Annotated in this window: 3 protein-coding genes; all 3 read right to left on the reverse strand. The window is 65.3% G+C overall.

Annotated features, from left to right (window positions below):
- On the reverse strand, positions 1-602 hold a 602-nt coding region (locus tag BN60_RS17240; RefSeq protein ID WP_043285974.1), incomplete at its 3' end, for an IS66 family transposase.
- Positions 603-697: 95 nt separating this feature from the next.
- Positions 698-1,045 (reverse strand): IS66 family insertion sequence element accessory protein TnpB, encoded by a 348-nt coding sequence (gene tnpB, locus BN60_RS17245; RefSeq protein WP_043284030.1) that lies wholly within the window; start codon positions 1,043-1,045, stop codon positions 698-700.
- Complete coding sequence (gene tnpA, locus BN60_RS31830; protein ID WP_020697357.1) at positions 1,042-1,428, reverse strand: IS66-like element accessory protein TnpA; 387 nt, start codon at positions 1,426-1,428, stop codon at positions 1,042-1,044. The genes tnpB and tnpA overlap by 4 nt, the downstream gene beginning before the upstream one ends.
- Positions 1,429-1,625: the final 197 nt, after the last annotated feature.

Here is a 1,625-nt window from a genome sequence, read left to right on the forward strand (position 1 = left end):
GGGCCGGCCCAGCCTCTGGGCACGACGTGGAACGGCGCCGGCGCCTGGTTGATGCTCTCGCAGTCGCGGCACGAGAACTTCTCGCGCACGTACTGGATTACCTTCCACTCACGGGGGATGACCTCCAGGGTCTCGGTCACGTCCTCGCCTAGCTTCGACAGGCGTGCGCCGCCGCAGCAGGGACAGGCGGTCGGTCCGGGAACGATCACCCGCTCGCGCGGCAGATGTTCGGGGAAGGGCTTGCGCGCTGGCCGCTGCCGGGTGAAGGCCGCCACCTTGGTGGTCCTGGCGGCCACTCGTTCTGCCCCCAACTCGTCCTCCGTCGCCGAGGCCTCGAGCTCCTCGAGCTGGAGCTCAAGCTGATCGAGCAGCCGGGAACTGCGTTCGGAGCGCTGGCCGAACCGCTCGCGGCGGAGCTTCTCGATCTGCAGCTTCAGATGGACGATCAACGCCTGATCGGCGGCTGCCCTGGCTCGCAAGCTTGCTGCTTCGGCAGATACAGTGGCAGCGTGCACGCGCGCCACAGCCAGCTCCTCGTCGCGCGCCAGCAGCAGCCGCTTCAGGCTCGCCACATCATCCGGCAGGGCATCCACCGAGGTCATCGTCAGCAAGAAGACCACAAAGCCGGCCGCTTGTGATCCGCTCGTTGTGCACCGATTCAATCCGCCGCACCGGCGCTTGCGACGCAAAGCGCCTTCTAGCCTGCTATCTCCGGCCGCCACGTGTGCTGGGGATGGCGCCAGTCGATCCCTTCGAGCAGGTAGCCAAGCTGCCCCGGCGTGATCACCACCACGCCATCGTGCGTCGCCGGCCAGATGAAGCGTCCCTTCTCCAGCCGCTTGGCGTAGAGCGAGGCGCCCAGCCCGTCGTACCAGAAAATCTTGATCAGCTTGCCGCTCTTGCCGCGGAAGACGTAAAGATCGCCCGCGTGCGGATCGCGCTGCAGCGCTTGCTGGATGCGCAACGCCAACGAGTTCATGCCGCAGCGCATATCCGTGTGACCGGCCGCAATCCAAACCCGTACGCCTGATGGAACCGGGATCATCGCCGAGACAGGACCTTGATCACACGAGCCAACGCCACTGCGTCAACCGTCCGATCCACTATCACTCGCTCCCCGCCGGCGAACACGATCTCCATCTGGCCCCCGGCCGACGGCGACGGCGACGGTGGCGCCGAAGCCGGCACAGGCGCAGCTCCGATCACGGCCGGGACGAAGGCCATCGCATCGTCGGCCAAGGCTGATATGGCGCTGCCCATCTCGCGCCGCCAGGTGAACAGCAGGTTGGCGTTCAGACCGTGACGCCGTGCCACTGCCGAGACCGATGCGCCAGGCTCAAACGTCTCCGACACGATCCGCCGCTTCTCGTCCTCAGACCGCACACGGCGGCGGCGTTTACTCTCGTTGCCCGAACTCGAAACTGACATTTACGATCGTGTCCACTTGCTCTCCATGGACACGATCACCGCGTCGACGGGAGACCCTAATCTCGGACTTCAGACCTCAATCGTACAGGCGGTCCCCGGCGGAGGGGTACACTTGATTGGGCTTGTACGGGCGTTCGCACGCTGTGCTACAGTCTCTACAATGGGAGATTGTAATGCCGCTGAAGACGCTCAGAGAC

This window comes from Reyranella massiliensis 521 (genome assembly GCF_000312425.1).
Lineage (GTDB): Bacteria > Pseudomonadota > Alphaproteobacteria > Reyranellales > Reyranellaceae > Reyranella > Reyranella massiliensis.

Excerpts from the sequence above, each read along its gene's own strand:
- tnpB (WP_043284030.1), bottom strand. The coding sequence starts at position 1,045 with ATGATCCCGGTTCCATCAGGCGTACGGGTTTGGATTGCGGCCGGTCAC.
- tnpA (WP_020697357.1), bottom strand. The coding sequence starts at position 1,428 with ATGTCAGTTTCGAGTTCGGGCAACGAGAGTAAACGCCGCCGCCGTGTG.